The 13,854-nt window shown below is 42.8% G+C and carries 13 protein-coding genes and 1 tRNA gene; 4 read left to right on the top strand and 10 right to left on the bottom strand.

Going from position 1 to position 13,854, the window contains the following annotated elements:
- Window positions 1–18: 18 nt before the first annotated feature.
- Window positions 19–1,443 (bottom strand): L,D-transpeptidase family protein, encoded by a 1,425-nt coding sequence (locus LJ658_RS01755; RefSeq protein WP_230544733.1) that lies wholly within the window; start codon window positions 1,441–1,443, stop codon window positions 19–21.
- Between the two features lie 195 nt (window positions 1,444–1,638).
- Here LJ658_RS01755 and LJ658_RS01750 point away from each other — a divergent pair, with 195 nt between their 5' ends.
- A complete protein-coding gene (locus LJ658_RS01750; protein WP_230544732.1) occupies window positions 1,639–2,151 on the top strand; it encodes a DinB family protein in 513 nt (170 codons plus the stop codon).
- 117 nt (window positions 2,152–2,268) lie between these two features.
- Here LJ658_RS01750 and LJ658_RS01745 read toward each other — a convergent pair whose 3' ends face one another.
- The 7 genes from LJ658_RS01745 to LJ658_RS01715 all read right to left on the bottom strand — a co-directional run bounded on the left by LJ658_RS01745 (window position 2,269) and on the right by LJ658_RS01715 (window position 10,289).
- The gene (locus LJ658_RS01745; RefSeq protein WP_230544731.1) at window positions 2,269–3,474 is read right to left on the bottom strand and encodes an MFS transporter; all 1,206 of its coding nucleotides are present in this window, start codon (window positions 3,472–3,474) and stop codon (window positions 2,269–2,271) included.
- A 412-nt stretch (window positions 3,475–3,886) separates the two neighbouring features.
- A complete protein-coding gene (gene aroC, locus LJ658_RS01740) occupies window positions 3,887–4,984 on the bottom strand; it encodes a chorismate synthase (protein ID WP_230544730.1) in 1,098 nt (365 codons plus the stop codon).
- Window positions 4,985–5,065: 81 nt separating this feature from the next.
- Window positions 5,066–6,346, bottom strand: coding sequence for a 3-phosphoshikimate 1-carboxyvinyltransferase (gene aroA, locus LJ658_RS01735; RefSeq protein ID WP_230544729.1), 1,281 nt, complete (start codon window positions 6,344–6,346; stop codon window positions 5,066–5,068).
- A 7-nt stretch (window positions 6,347–6,353) separates the two neighbouring features.
- The gene (locus tag LJ658_RS01730) at window positions 6,354–7,484 is read right to left on the bottom strand and encodes a bifunctional 3-deoxy-7-phosphoheptulonate synthase/chorismate mutase type II (RefSeq protein ID WP_230544728.1); all 1,131 of its coding nucleotides are present in this window, start codon (window positions 7,482–7,484) and stop codon (window positions 6,354–6,356) included.
- A gap of 100 nt (window positions 7,485–7,584) precedes the next feature.
- Complete coding sequence (locus LJ658_RS01725) at window positions 7,585–8,502, bottom strand: prephenate dehydratase (protein ID WP_230544727.1); 918 nt, start codon at window positions 8,500–8,502, stop codon at window positions 7,585–7,587.
- A 480-nt stretch (window positions 8,503–8,982) separates the two neighbouring features.
- On the bottom strand, window positions 8,983–10,077 hold the full coding sequence (gene aroB, locus LJ658_RS01720) for a 3-dehydroquinate synthase (RefSeq protein WP_370632928.1): 1,095 nt from the start codon (window positions 10,075–10,077) through the stop codon (window positions 8,983–8,985).
- 5 nt (window positions 10,078–10,082) lie between these two features.
- Entirely contained in the window at window positions 10,083–10,289 is a 207-nt protein-coding gene (locus LJ658_RS01715) for an RNA-binding S4 domain-containing protein (protein WP_230544726.1), read from the bottom strand.
- Window positions 10,290–10,428: 139 nt separating this feature from the next.
- On the opposite strand from LJ658_RS01715, the gene LJ658_RS01710 reads away from it, so the two are divergent.
- A complete protein-coding gene (locus LJ658_RS01710) occupies window positions 10,429–11,607 on the top strand; it encodes a proline dehydrogenase family protein (RefSeq protein ID WP_230544725.1) in 1,179 nt (392 codons plus the stop codon).
- Window positions 11,608–11,642: 35 nt separating this feature from the next.
- Here the strand turns inward: LJ658_RS01710 and LJ658_RS01705 are convergent, their stop codons facing one another.
- Window positions 11,643–12,122, bottom strand: coding sequence for a DinB family protein (locus LJ658_RS01705; RefSeq protein ID WP_230544724.1), 480 nt, complete (start codon window positions 12,120–12,122; stop codon window positions 11,643–11,645).
- 2 nt (window positions 12,123–12,124) lie between these two features.
- The gene (locus LJ658_RS01700; RefSeq protein WP_230544723.1) at window positions 12,125–12,757 is read right to left on the bottom strand and encodes an HAD family phosphatase; all 633 of its coding nucleotides are present in this window, start codon (window positions 12,755–12,757) and stop codon (window positions 12,125–12,127) included.
- 121 nt (window positions 12,758–12,878) lie between these two features.
- Here LJ658_RS01700 and LJ658_RS01695 point away from each other — a divergent pair, with 121 nt between their 5' ends.
- Together LJ658_RS01695 and LJ658_RS01690 are read left to right on the top strand one after the other, a co-directional pair.
- Window positions 12,879–13,454: a C40 family peptidase gene (locus LJ658_RS01695; protein WP_230544722.1), complete on the top strand. Its 576-nt coding sequence runs from the start codon at window positions 12,879–12,881 to the stop codon at window positions 13,452–13,454.
- A gap of 186 nt (window positions 13,455–13,640) precedes the next feature.
- A tRNA-Ile gene (locus tag LJ658_RS01690) sits at window positions 13,641–13,714 on the top strand.
- The last annotated feature ends 140 nt before the right edge of the window (window positions 13,715–13,854 follow it).

The following is a 13,854-nucleotide window of genomic DNA, read 5'->3' as shown; positions in this document are numbered from 1 at the left end:
CCTGTTTAATAACAGTGCTTATTTTACTTTCGCCAGCGCGTTATAAAGTACAACGTCCAGCTCATAAATATCAGGCCTTACCTGCAGGTTACCTGTGGTATCTACCCAACCGGTTACGTAAGTAATATATATAGGCACCTTAGGTGTAAGGTTAATTGTTGTTGGATCGGGTTTATCAGCCGCCATATCAGCAGCTATAAGATCATATTTCTTTCCTTCGCCGAATAGATTAAGCGCCAATCCCTGCGGGTCGCCTAAACGTACGCAGCCGTGGCTGATGGCGCGCATAGTGCGGTTAAACGCCTCTTTAGCCGGGGTATCGTGCAGGTAAACGCTGCTTTGATTATTAAACAGGAATTTAATTTTACCTAATGAGTTGTTGTCGCCGGGTTGTTGTTTAAAATCATAATCTCCTTTTGATGCGGTCGCCCAGTCAATATCATCCGGATCTACCAGCTTACCGTTTTTGTAAACGTTAATACCTTTGTTCTCCAGGTAGTATTTGTCTTTTGCAGCCTCCACCATAATCTCTTTAGTGGCAATGCTTTCGGGGATATTCCATACCGGGTTAACGTCAACGCTGTGTATCTGGCTGTTTAGCTGTGGTGTTGAATGGGGGTTAGGATGATCTATCGTATTGCTATCAGCATAATTCATCAAGGTAACGGCATTGTTTGGATTGCGGCCCTGGCCCACGCAAACCTTCATGTTAAGCACAGATTTACCATCCTGCATAACATCCAACTGGTAATCGGGGATATTTACGACCACATATTTTTTATCCAATGGCTTGTTTTTCCATCTTAGGCGCTCAAGATTGGTAATAATTACCCGCCTTGTTTCCTCGGCCGACATGCCCGGTGCCGCAACGCCGGCGGCCAACGCCTTTTGTAAACCGATATAAGACGGACTTTTTGGCTGGATGCTGTCCAGGTACTGTTTTATATCAGCTATCTGGAAAATCTTTTGTGCCGACGTACTGTCAGGACGTTGCGTAGTGATAAAATAGCGGGCGTAAATGCTTTTAGGACTAACAACGCCATACTGCAGCGCGTTGCTGTATCTTATCAGCGAATTGGCCGAAAGCAGCTCTAATTGAGCAATGGCGTGATAAGCCTGATCAAGCGTTTTGATTTCTTTGGCATTGTAGAACTTGTTGATAAGGGCGGCCATTTCATCGCCTTTAAACATTTCGGGGTCCAACCCGTGTTCGCCTGCTTTTTGGTAATAAATAACTGCCGATTTTAAGTCTTTGTTAAAAATATGGTCCATCACAAAAACCGGATCGTAATTATTTGCCTCATAATAGGCGCTTATGGTTTGCGGGTAGGTGAGCTTTGATTTTTCTTCGGCCAGTACTTTTTGAAATACTTCGGCAAGCCCATCAGGTGTTACATCTTTAAAAACTTTATTTTTGGTTTTCAGGTAAAGAGTTTTACCCATATCAGACCGGCTTTTTTTACAACTTTGTAAGATAACCGTAAACGCAAGACATAAAATTATTGTTAGTTTAAATAGTTTTTTAGTATTAGTTAGCATAAGTTTAAATTAATATTATTCGTTAATAGCAATAGCTATACCATTATTAGGCAGGCACAAGATATTTAATACCGAACATAATTTATTAGAGATAGTTATATGGCTGATAAACACAAACCCGAAGTTTGGCTGCGCGGACCCATAGAAGGGATATCGCCTTTGTTGCAGCCCGTAGCGCATGCTTTGTTGCAGGCGCGCGAGGAAGTGAATGACCTTATGACGGGTTTCCCGGAAATATTACTGTGGATAAAACCCGTGGGGATGGCGTCGCCGGGGTTTCACCTGCAGCATTTGGCAGGCGTGCTTGACCGTTTGTTTACTTACGCCAGGGGCGGGGCACTTACCCAGCACCAATTAACCAAATTATCATTAGAAGGAAAAATGCCCGAAATAGAATACAGTGTCACCACTTTACTGGAAATATTTAACCGGCAGGTTGACCAGGCTATGAAACAGCTTAGTGAAACCGACGAACTGATCCTGACCGATAAAAGGGGAGTGGGCCGCGCACAATTGCCATCAACTGTAATGGGATTATATGTCCATGCTGCCGAGCATACCATGCGGCACGTAGGGCAATTGCTGGTAACGGCTACGATGTTAAGAGGATAATTCTCATCTCTCGGTAGCGAAAAAATCTTATACGCCCCGCTAATTATCGCTTTTATAAGATTTTTTTTCGCTTCGCTCAAGAGATAGTTCTCACTCGTACCTCGTTTCGAAATGACATTATAGAGTCTTTGTACCCCGATACATCACCCAATAACCAGTCGAACTTACCAAACACACGCCGCCCAATAACCACCACAAAGCAGTAAATCCTCCATAATAAATAATAGTACTGCCCAAAAACGGTGCAATGATTTGTGCCGCCGACCATGACATGCTGTACAATGCGGCGTATTCGCCGCGGTTATGTGCCGTTGTGCGGCTTACCCAAAATGTATTCATAAAGGGCATGGCCAGCATCTCGCTAAAGGTTATAAAAACAACTACAATTAAAGCAGAAATCACGGTGGCGGGTAAAATATTTAATAATGCGAAACCAACACTGCATAACGCTATGCCACTGTATATGTAAATCATTTTATCCCGCCTGCCTTCCAGTTTATGTACCATAACCATTTCAATAACGGTAATTAAAATACCGTTCAATGCCATCAATAAGCCAATAATACGTTCGCTAAAATGCCAGTCTATTTTAAAGAATACGGGCTGCATGATCATAAATTGGTAAAAGCAGGTGGCATACAGTGTTCCCAAACCAATAAACCATAAGTAAACTTTGTCTTTATAAGCTGATGTTTTTACAACAGCCCCGGCTGTTTTCTTAATTGTTTTTGTAACTGCAGACCGTGGCATAAGCACCAGTAACAATACCGCCGCAAGCACGTTGGTACAACCATCAACCCAAAACAATAAATGGTAGTTAATTGCCGCCAGGAAACCACCCAGGCCACCACCCACGGCCCAGCCCAGGTTTATAGCCAGGCGGTTTAGGGAGTAAGAGCGGGTTGTATTGCTAGCTGTACTGTAGTGCGCAATAGCTGTTGAGTTGGCCGGGCGCACAGATTCATTACAGAAACTCAATACTAACGTGCCTGTAGCCAGAATGATAAAGCTGTGCAGAAAGCCTATCAGCATAAATAATAAACCGCCGCCTGTTAAAGCGGCGATCTGCAAATCGTAAAAGCCAATTTTGTCAACCAGTTTACCACCAGCAAACGAGCCGCTTAAGGCACCTGCACCATACAAGGTCATGATAGCACCTGCCTGCAAAACACTAAAATGTAATTGCTGGATGCAGTAGATGCTCAAAAACGGAACCACCATAGTACCGGCCCGGTTTATAAGCATTACAGCACCCAGGTACCAGCTATTTTTAGAAAGACCGGTATAAGCGTTTTTATATAATTGGATAGTATAGGCAAGCATGGCAGTATAAATTTAGGGCGAATTGTGACTAACACCCTGATCTTTATACGTTGGATTGCGGAAAGGTAACCCAATGAAAATAATATTAATAAACAAAAATTAAGGAGCCGTCGGCCCGAAATGTTTGTCTCGCACTATCTACAAATCAGCATTCATGCCATACCTAAGATGCATAGGCATGATCCACTTTAGTGATCCATCCCTTAAAAAAGCCGGCAAAAGGTCCGTTTTGCAGTTATTTGATTACCAGCAAATTAAAATGCAAATGAACTTAATAGTCTTGACGAATAAGGCTGATCCAAAGTGATCCGCTCAAAAAGTTAAATAATTAATTTACAGAAAGTTAAGTCAAAAACGTGATCCGGGCGATTCACTTTTTTAGGTGGATCACCCGGATATCGAAGAAGGGATGTTATTGAGGTAATATCGTGTTCCTGTTGCGTAACCAATGATCGGCAATAACCAAAGCGGCCATTGCTTCAACAATAGGTACGGCGCGCGGCACTACGCAAGGATCATGACGGCCCTTGCCCGAGATCTCGGCGTCGTTGCCGGCAGCATCAATCGTAGCCTGCTTATGCATGATCGTAGCAACCGGTTTAAAGGCCACTTTAAAGTCTATAGGCATCCCGTTGCTGATGCCACCTTGTATACCGCCCGAGTAGTTGGTAATGGTTTTAACGTCGCCTAAATGCGTTTTAACGAAGATGTCGTTGTGTTCTGATCCGCGCATTTCGCTACCTTCAAATCCCGATCCAAATTCAAACCCATGAACCGCGTTGATGCTTAGCATGGCTTTGCCCAATTCGGCATGCAGTTTATCAAATACGGGTTCGCCCAGGCCAACGGGGCAGTTTAGGATATGGCAGCTAACCTTACCGCCAACGGTATCGCCATCCAGCCGTACCGAGTCAATATAGGTTATCATTTCTTCGGCTGTCGCCGGATCCGCGCAGCGTACAATGTTTTTCTCGCGTTCGTCTATAAATGCCTGCGCGCTGATGATTTCAACGTTGGGGGCATTTATTTTGCCTACGCTGCTGACATGGGCCACGATCTCTATCCCCTGGGTCTTCAACAATAGTTTAGCTAATGCGCCGGCTGCCACGCGCGCCGCGGTTTCGCGGGCCGATGACCGGCCGCCGCCGCGGTGGTCGCGTATGCCGTACTTGGTTTGATAGGTATAATCCGCATGTGATGGACGGAATACATCGGTATTATGACTATAATCCTTACTGCGCTGGTCCTCATTGGGGATCAGCATCATAATCGGCGTGCCGGTTGTTTTGCCTTCAAACACGCCTGACAGTATCCTCACCGTATCGCTTTCCTTACGTTGCGTGGTGATCTTGCTCTGGCCGGGCTTGCGCTTATCCAATTCGCCCTGGATGTATTCCATATCCACCGGTAATTGTGATGGGCAACCGTCAATGATCACCCCTATGGCTTCGCCATGCGACTCGCCAAATGTGGTTATCCTGAATAATTGTCCGAATGAATTGCCTGCCATGTTTATAATGAGTGAATTATTGAATTATTGAATGAGTGACTGTTGCGCTATTAAGTCCCGCTATTAAATCACCTTTAACCTTTATATGTCCTTTACTTCAAATCCAACTTTTTCCAGGTCGGTCCAGAAAGCCGGATATGATTTTTCTACTACCAGCGCATCCTCTATCTCCAGCTCCGGGATTACTAAGGCCAGCGGCGCAAAGGCCATTGCCATGCGGTGATCATCATAAGTGTTAATGAACATACGCTCCGGGGTAAATTTGCCGCTGCAGTCTAGCTTATAGGTCTGGCCTTTTTCAATCAGCTTAACACCCATTTTCGCCAGCTCATTTTGCAATGCCAGGATACGGTCTGTTTCTTTGATCTTTAAGGTTTCCAGGCCGGTAAAGGTAGCTTCATGGTTCAATGCCGCGCAAACAACTATTATGGTTTGAGCCAGGTCGGGGCATTCCTTCAAATCAAAGATCTTACGACTGACAGGCTTTGCTTCCTTCACCAAATGTACGCCACCATCTCTAAACTGCGAAGTAATACCAAAGTTAGCCATGATCTCGGTGATCACGCTGTCACCCTGTAAGCTGTACTGGGTAAGGCCGTGTAAGAACAAGTCAGCCTGATCTGCCAATGCTGCAATTGCATACCAATATGATGCAGCGCTCCAGTCGGGTTCAACCGGTAAAACTGTCTCTTTAAACTCCTGGTTGGCTATGGTGATGACATTGCCGGTCCACTGGTGTTGGATGCCTGCCTGTTGTAACATAGCCAGGGTCATCTCCACATAGGGGCGCGACGTCAGGTCGCCTTCAATATGCAGCTCAAGCCCTTGTGGCAATTTAGCGGCAATCAACAGCAGGGCAGTAATATACTGGCTGCTGACATTACCTTTTATGCTGACGCTGTTGGTTGCCTGCTGGATATTACCTTTTATGCGGATGGGAGGGAAGCCCTCGTTTTCTTCATAACTGATATCGGCACCCAGTTTACGCAGCGCGTTAACCAGGATGCCTATCGGGCGTTGTTTCATGCGCTCGCTGCCGGTTAAAACAACCTCTTCATCCTGTAAGGTATAATAGGCTGTTAAAAAACGCATAGCAGTACCCGCCGGGCCTATGTTAACAATTTTATGCTCTAACTGGTGCTTAATAGGCGATGCTTCGTAGCCAACTGTTTGCAAAGTAAGACCCAGTATTTTTGATAAGGTAACCGCATCCGCGGCGTCCGAGATATTTTCAACCCGTACCTTGTCATGGCTTAAAGCCTCAATTACCAGCGCACGGTTGCACTCGCTTTTTGAGCCTGTAAGCCGCACCTCGCCGTTTACCGATTTGCTTTGTTTAGTAAGCAGGATGTTATGACTCATTATGTTATTAAACGTGCGTAAGTTTTTCTGCCTGTTGGCCGGCTACCAAGTCCTTGTTCATGATCTCGGTTTGTTTACGGATAGATTCGCTGTGGATAAGCTCTAATAATTTCTCTGTAAAGTCCGGGCTTAGTTTTAAGGCCTTGCCGTAGTTAATCCGTTTGTTTAAGATCTCGTCCCAACGGTTAACCTGTAAAATGGTAATGTTATTATCTTTTTTGTAAGTGCCAATCTCTTCAGCGATTTTCATACGCTCGGCCATTTTCTGGATGATCAGATCATCAATTTTGTCGATGTTGTTGCGTAACTCGCTCAATTTATCATTAACCTGCTCATTGCTGGTTGCCGGTTTACGTAAAGTTAAATGATCAATTAACTCAGACAAGGCAGCAGGAGTAACCTGTTGTTTAGCATCTGTCCAGGCTACACTCGGGTCAATATGCGACTCAATCATTAAGCCCTGCATATCCAGATCCAATGCTTTTTGTGATACATAACCAATCAGGTCACGGTTACCTGAGATGTGGCTCGGATCACAGATCAGTGGTAAATGTGGTGCCAGCGTTTTCATGTGGATAGCGATATCCCACATCGGTTCGTTACGGAAAGCTGATTTTTCGTATGATGAAAACCCGCGGTGAATAGCTGCCAGTTTAGTGATACCGGCATTGTTAATGCGCTCTAAAGCGCCTATCCATAACGAGATATCGGGGTTTACCGGATTCTTAACCATTACCGGAATATCAACGCCTTTTAAAGCGTCAGCAATTTCCTGTACGGTAAAAGGGTTAGCGGTTGAACGCGCGCCTACCCATAGTATATCAACGCCTGCTTTTAAAGCCTCTTCAACATGTTTTGCGGTGGCTACTTCAACTGCGGTTGGCAAGCCTGTTTCTGCTTTAGCGCGTTTTAACCACTCCAGGCCGATGCTTCCAATACCTTCAAACTCTCCCGGGCGGGTGCGTGGTTTCCAGATACCCGCGCGCAACGCCGTAACACGGCCGGTGGCTTTTAATAAATGTGCTGTAGCTACCAACTGATCTTCAGTTTCTGCGCTGCACGGACCGGCTATTAACAGAGGTTCTTTAGTTGCTGTTATCCAGGTGTTTAATGGTTGGATGTTTAAATTAAGTTTCATTGTGTTATTTTTTGCCGGAAAGTCCGTAAGCCGGAAAATCCGTAAGTTTGTTATTATATAGTGTTATTTAAATTTTAGTTATCTCTTTTGTCTTTGCGACTTATTTTGCTAATTTTTTTATGCTGATGTATTTACGCTCTGGTTTGGCCGGTGCTATGTTCAACGATTTTTCCAGGTTACTTTCATCTTCATGACGTTTATACTCGCCCAGGATATTAAAGTTGTGCGTGTATTTTAATATCTGTTTTACGGCACTATCATAGTGCTTGTTTTCTTCCCATTCTATATCAACATAAAAATTATACTCATTGCGTTTACCTAACACCGGCATTGATTGGATCTTGCTCATATTAACGCCCTGGTTAGCAAAAATGTTAAGCACTTTAGCTAATGCGCCAACCTGGTTGCTTACCTGAAAGCATAAAGATGCTTTGTTGGCAGATGATTGCCTGGCTGCCCTCTCATGCGTGGTTAGTATCAGAAAACGTGTGAAATTCTTTTTATTAGATTCGATACGGCGCTCTATGATATCCAAACCATAAAGTTTGGCAGCTAGGGTGTTAGCTATTGCAACAGTATCAGTTAATTTTTCCTCGGCTATCCGTTTTGCACAAGCGGCGGTGTCACTGCTTTCAACTATTTTTAAATGAGGGTACTCATCAAAAAAGTCTACGCACTGACGTATAGCGATTGGGTGCGAAGTTACGTATTTTACCTGTTCAAATGCAACACCCGGCAAAGCCATTAAATGAAGCTGTATCGGCAGGTAAATTTCACCGATAACCGGGAAGTTGTAATTAAGCAATAAAGAGTAATTAGGTAGTATGCTGCCGGCAATACTGTTTTCGATAGCCATTACCACGTAATCTGCTTTATTGTCTTCTAAAGCATCAAAGGTTTGTTTAAAAGAGTTGCACTCAATAGTCTGGATGTTTTCTCCAAAATATTTAAAGGCAGCCTCTTCGTGAAATGAAGCGCGGATACCCTGTATGGCAACTCTTGGTTTTTCTTTTTTCATCTTTTTAATTTATTCTCATCGGTGATGAAGCTATCGTGTGCCCTGTTTGTTTATGTATTGAGACACCCAACGGATTCATAATCGTGTTAAAGCAAAAAGTCCCGGCTTATGGGCCGGGACTTTTCAGTTTTTCTATATGTTTGTTAGTGCATATTAGTCCCGGCTCTTACTGTTAAAGTAAAAGTAGTAACCATAAAAATATGCGCTTGTTAACTTCATTGTTTTTTATTACGATGTAAATGTAGCAGTAAAAATTGATTTGTCAATAGAATATTTTTATTTTTTGAAAAAAGATTAATCAAAACGAATTTTATGCGGCATTGTCGGCTTTGCCGGTAGATTGTTTGGTTTGAGGAAAGGGAGTAAGGTGCTGTAAATTATAATACAGTTTTATACAATTATTGGTTTAAAGCCGGTAATAAGTGATGCCGGGCCCACTTAGGCGCTATTTTAAACGTAAAGGAATTAAGCAAAAATAACCTACAAATTAGCGTAATAACTCAATCCTTCTAATAATTCCTCGTCAGTACAAATATTATCAATATTGAACTCACCAATGCGGGTTAACAGCGTACAGTTTATTTTACCGTTCTGGTTCTTTTTGTCCTTAAGCATGTATTCTAAAAGCGTAACCGTGCTGGCAGCTTTTAAATCATACCTCGGGTACAGGCCGGTTAATACTTCGGTTATTTCTTTTAACTCTTCGGCGCTTAGGCCCGCTTTTTTGTAGGATAAATAAGACTCACAGATCATACCGATAGCAATGGCTTCACCATGCGAAAGTGAATCGGTATCATTTATTAACGAATAAGTTTCAACCGCGTGGCCTATGGTATGACCGAAGTTTAATGATTTACGGATGTTTTTTTCGTGCGGATCTTCTAGTACTACCTTGTTTTTAATGGCAACTGATTTATAAACGAGTTCGGCAGTAGGGTTGGCCAGATCGCTTTCTTTAAGCAGCTGCCAATAGTCGGCATCGCAGATCAGGCCGTGTTTTAACATCTCGGCCGTGCCTGACAGGATTTGTCTTGCCGGCAATGTCTTTAAAAATTCATATGCTATAAAAACAGCTTTAGGCTGCGTAAATGTGCCAATGATATTTTTAATACTATCAATATCAATACCCGTTTTACCACCAACCGACGCGTCAACCTGCGAAAGCAGGGTAGTGGGCACATGTATAAAATCAATACCACGTTTAAACGTCGACGCGGCAAAACCACCCAAGTCACTGATAACGCCGCCACCTAAATTTATTAATAAGCTTTGGCGGTCGGCGCCAAAATCAATCAGCATTTTCCAAACGCCTATACAAAAATCTATATCCTTGCTTTCTTCGCCGGCATTGATCTCTATCAGGTCAAAATTATCGGTGTTTAACTTCGCCTGTAATAAGGGCAGGCAGTATTTTGACGTATTTTCATCTGTAAGGATAAAAAACCGCGAATATTTGCCCTGCTCAATAAACCGGGGTATCTGTCCCAGGCTATCTTCAAAATATATGTTATAATTATTGCTTTGTATCGTATCCATTGTGTCAGCAGTATGGGTATCGCTGTAAATTGTATCCATCAGAACTATATTACTTTTATCTGGTTACCTCTAAATTCAACCACGTCGCCTTTTTTTACTTTAAGGCGCTTACGGTAGTCAACCTCGCCATTATGTTTTACTTCTCCCTCATCTACAACTATTTGCGCCTCGCCGCCGGTTGATACCAGGTTTGTAGCTTTCAATAATTGTATCATTGGAATATAATCGCCGGTAACTTTAAACTCTATCATCGGGCGCAAAAATAAACTATTCGCAGAATAATGAGTTATGTAACTTTCATTTTATAATTTTGCAGCACGCTAATGGTTCATAGCTGCCTGCCTTATTGGTTTGGATAGGTGGCAATATCATGGATCATAAAAATTTACTATGACTAAAAAACACATCCTGTCTTTTGAGAATACGGAGATCGCCTTCCGTCATTCGTCAAATGCTGATTTAAAACGTGCCTACTGGCTTTTTAAACTAATCAATGTTAATCTTCTGGTAAAAATTGGTCCGCCGATAACCAATTTCGCTGTTAAAATAGGCCTGCCGATTAAGGGGCTGATAAAAGCCACCATATTTAAACATTTCTGCGGCGGAGAGACCATCCGTGAATGCGAAAAAACAATTAAGAGCCTGGAGAGCGGCGGCGTAGGTACCATATTGGACTATTCGATAGAAGGGGAGGATGACGAACAGGTATTTGACGATACCCGCGAAGAGATCATCCGCACCATAAAGCGCGCTGCAAAAGATAAGGCAATACCTATTACCGTATTTAAGATAACGGGTGTCGGCCGCTTTGGCTTGTTAGAGAAATTGGATGCCGGAGGAGAGCTTACCGCGACCGAGCAGCAGGAATGGCAAAAAGTACAGGATAGGGTACTGGCTATTTGTGAAAAGGCCCACGCAGTTAATATACCGGTGATGATAGATGCGGAAGAGACCTGGATACAAGATACTATTGATTTGCTTGCGTTGAATATGATGCGCAGGTTCAATACCGGGAAAGCAATTGTTTATAACACCTACCAGCTTTACCGGCATGATAAGCTGGCATCATTAAAAAGCGATAATGAGCTGGCGATCAAAGAGAAATTTATATTGGGTGCTAAACTGGTGCGCGGGGCCTATATGGAAAAAGAGCGTAAACGCGCTGAAGAACAAGGTTATCCATCGCCAATACAACCTACCAAAGAAGCCAGTGATACCGATTTTAACCTGGCAATTGGCTATTGTACAGACAATATTGAAACTATCGCTTTTGTAGCCGGTACACATAACGAAGCCAGCTGCAGGCTGCTTACCCAGCAACTGGACGCTAAAAAGATAGACCATAAAAATCAACATGTTTATTTTGCGCAACTTTTGGGCATGAGTGATAACCTGAGTTTTAACCTGGCAGATGCTGATTACAATGTGGCTAAGTACGTGCCCTACGGGCCTATAAAAGCGGTATTGCCCTACCTGTTTCGCCGCGCACAGGAAAATACCGCCATCGCCGGGCAGATGAGCCGCGAACTAAGCTTGATAGTTAAAGAAATTAAAAGAAGGAACTTGTAAGGTGTTGCAAATATTGCGCAACCGAACACCTAAACTCAAGTTCTTATAACATCCGTATCTGCCGGGGTATAACCCAGGAGCCTGCTCATGGTTAATATCTGTCCTTTATGATGAAACTCGTGCGTTATAACGTGTGTGTATAACTGCAGTGGTGTTACAGTAATAATGTGATCAAGATGCGGAAGGCTTTGGGTAATTGGGCTTGTATAATCTAAACTGTGGCGTAATAAAAAATCTGCCACCACGCCATTTACCTGACTATAGATCTCTTCTATTTGGTCGATGCCGTTGATAGTTAAACTGCTGAAAAAATGTGAATCTTTAGCTTGATCAAGCGGTGCCAGCCAATTGATATAGGTATTAGCATTATGAACCAATAAGGAAATGATATTGCTGTTATTAAATTCAGCTACGCTGGATAAAAGATGTGTGTTATCCATACTTCTGCAAAAAGAGAATAATGCTCCTCTCGCGCCGGTTACTTCATCATATTGTGCTGTTAAGAGGGCCTGCATTTCTATAGTAGTCCGTTAGTTGTAAAGTATTGTTGTATGGTGTCTGGCGCTGACATTAAATAAGTTTGGAGTCCCAGTTTCTTTGCCGTTTCTAAGTGTTGCGGGCTGTCGTCAATAAATAATGTCTCCGCCGGGTCTAAGTTGTTTTCATAAAGCACATGCTCAAAAATTTCAGCGTCGGGTTTGCGTTTACCCAACAGGTGCGAGTAATACGTCTTTTCAAACAAGTCAGCATTATCATCCATATGGTATTCACGCTTTAGATAATCGTGTACGAAATCGTAATGGATAGCGTTGATATTACTCAATAAAAAAGTTCGGTATTTATTTTTTAGCTGCAGCAACAACTCATGGTTGCCTCTGGGAATGCCTACAAAAATATTGTTCCAGGCGTCATCAATTTGTTGGTCTGTCAATTCGGGTTTATGCGTTAGTACCCTTATCCGGTCCCTAAATTCTCCCGGGCTTATTTGCCCGCGCTCTAAAGCATTAAATACATCATCCTGTCCGCGGTGCCCATAAAACTCATCAGCGTTGGTTATCCCGAGGTCTTTCCAGGCCTGTGCAACTTTCTTAAAATCGATATTAAATATTACGTTTCCGTAATCAAATATTATGTTCTTGATAGTATTCATAAAGCGGTATTAAATACAAGGCTAAGAGCCCTGGTTGCAATTATACTAAAAAAGCAAATTGTTATTACAAAAGCATTTTATACGGTGCTAACATTATCGGTACATTTTTGTAGTACTACATATGCGATTTAATATAGGCGGTTACATAGTATTACTTTCTTTTTTATCCTGTAATTCATCAGGAGAAAGCTCAAGCAATGCAGGCATTGCAGGTAATCCGTATAATAAAATTATTGGGTATCCCAAAGCAGACAGCGCCGGTTACATAACCAAAATAAGTACCGGGAAAACCAATCCGGCAGATCTGGTGATCTTTGCAAAATCGCTGATAGGCGTTCCGTACAAATATGGCTCTACCGACCCAACACAGGGGTTTGATTGCTCGGGTTTTATAACCCATGTTTTTAACCATTTTGGCATATTGGTGCCACGCAGTTCGACGGACTTTACCATAATACACCGTGGGGTTAAGCTCCAAGACACCCGGCCGGGTGATCTGATACTTTTTACGGGCACCGACAGTACAATACGAAAAGTGGGGCACATGGGTATAATCATATCGTCACCGGGCCAGGAGGTTAAATTTATACATTCCACTTCGGGTAAAGCTTACGGGGTAACAGAAACCCCGCTTAATAAGTATTATATGGGCAGATACATTAAAACCATCCGCGTATTTCCACAGAATGATAAATAACCGACTTTAACATCACCGGTAAAGCCTTTAATTTGCTAATCTGTTAGAATATTGTGAGTTTATCCCGGTTAGCAACCACCTGGTTTAAAGCGAGTCAGTAAAAACAGACTATTTTAATTAAATTGAACTTTGTAAATTGACAGGAAAGTTGTAACATTGCAGCCTGAAATTTAACAAAATTTCTGCGCGCCTATAGCTCAGTTGGTTAGAGTAGAAGACTCATAATCTTTTGGTCCCTGGTTCGAGCCCAGGTGGGCGCACAAAATGACATTTTTGTCATTTCAAAAACCCTCTAAATCGCTGATTTAGAGGGTTTTTTTCTTTTTAGTGATCCTTTTCAATCCTTACAAATACACCATTTCTGACACCCAAACGCCCACCCGGGTTTATTTTTTAGCTT

It is taken from the genome of Mucilaginibacter sp. UR6-11, assembly GCF_020880695.1.
Lineage (GTDB): Bacteria > Bacteroidota > Bacteroidia > Sphingobacteriales > Sphingobacteriaceae > Mucilaginibacter.
The sequence above is the reverse complement of the archived record's forward strand: the minus strand, read 5'-3'. Positions and strand labels throughout refer to the sequence as shown.

Bases quoted from the DNA above. Each gene is read 5' to 3' on its own strand.
- LJ658_RS01755 (WP_230544733.1), bottom strand. From the start codon at position 1,443: ATGGGTAAAACTCTTTACCTGAAAACCAAAAATAAAGTTTTTAAAGAT.
- LJ658_RS01750 (WP_230544732.1), top strand. From the start codon at position 1,639: ATGGCTGATAAACACAAACCCGAAGTTTGGCTGCGCGGACCCATAGAA.
- LJ658_RS01745 (WP_230544731.1), bottom strand. From the start codon at position 3,474: ATGCTTGCCTATACTATCCAATTATATAAAAACGCTTATACCGGTCTT.
- aroC (WP_230544730.1), bottom strand. From the start codon at position 4,984: ATGGCAGGCAATTCATTCGGACAATTATTCAGGATAACCACATTTGGC.
- aroA (WP_230544729.1), bottom strand. From the start codon at position 6,346: ATGAGTCATAACATCCTGCTTACTAAACAAAGCAAATCGGTAAACGGC.
- LJ658_RS01730 (WP_230544728.1), bottom strand. From the start codon at position 7,484: ATGAAACTTAATTTAAACATCCAACCATTAAACACCTGGATAACAGCA.
- LJ658_RS01725 (WP_230544727.1), bottom strand. From the start codon at position 8,502: ATGAAAAAAGAAAAACCAAGAGTTGCCATACAGGGTATCCGCGCTTCA.
- aroB (WP_370632928.1), bottom strand. From the start codon at position 10,077: ATGGATACAATTTACAGCGATACCCATACTGCTGACACAATGGATACG.
- LJ658_RS01715 (WP_230544726.1), bottom strand. From the start codon at position 10,289: ATGATAGAGTTTAAAGTTACCGGCGATTATATTCCAATGATACAATTA.
- LJ658_RS01710 (WP_230544725.1), top strand. From the start codon at position 10,429: ATGACTAAAAAACACATCCTGTCTTTTGAGAATACGGAGATCGCCTTC.
- LJ658_RS01705 (WP_230544724.1), bottom strand. From the start codon at position 12,122: ATGCAGGCCCTCTTAACAGCACAATATGATGAAGTAACCGGCGCGAGA.
- LJ658_RS01700 (WP_230544723.1), bottom strand. From the start codon at position 12,757: ATGAATACTATCAAGAACATAATATTTGATTACGGAAACGTAATATTT.
- LJ658_RS01695 (WP_230544722.1), top strand. From the start codon at position 12,879: ATGCGATTTAATATAGGCGGTTACATAGTATTACTTTCTTTTTTATCC.